This window comes from Vibrio atypicus, assembly GCF_009811315.1.
GTDB classification, from domain to species: domain Bacteria; phylum Pseudomonadota; class Gammaproteobacteria; order Enterobacterales; family Vibrionaceae; genus Vibrio; species Vibrio atypicus.
The window spans coordinates 1-377 of record NZ_BLID01000041.1 but is presented as its reverse complement, the minus strand read 5'-3'; the positions used below and the strand labels follow the sequence as shown (position 1 = coordinate 377).

Sequence of the window (377 nt, the reverse complement as noted above, 5' to 3'; positions counted from 1 at the left end):
CACCAATACTGTGTGATCCCAGATTATCTCCAGCTATGGCACACAATGTTCCTCGGTACACATGTCCATCAGGTAAGACTATACCACTTCAATCAAAGTAGCGGATTTACCACTTCAAAAGCATCCTGGTACAGTACCAGACCAAGAGATTCCTCCTACTTCTTAAACAGTACATTTGCTGCCACATTGCTACCATCCCAGATGTCTTCCAAGACATCTCTTGATCTAGACAAAGACTGTAGCTCTTGTTTGTTGCTATGTGTTTGCTGCTTGACCGACTGACACTGAAAGAGTGATCGAAGTGCATCTTTTAACGGAATGTATTGAGCAAAACATTCCTTCCCTGAATCATTCATTCCAAGATAAAGTGGGACTGG

General features: G+C 42.7%; 1 protein-coding gene. It reads right to left on the bottom strand.

Annotated features, from left to right (window positions below):
• Positions 1-155: 155 nt before the first annotated feature.
• Positions 156-377, bottom strand: a 222-nt coding sequence (locus tag GVO60_RS22720) for a hypothetical protein (RefSeq protein WP_217358402.1), incomplete at its 5' end; no start/stop codon positions are given.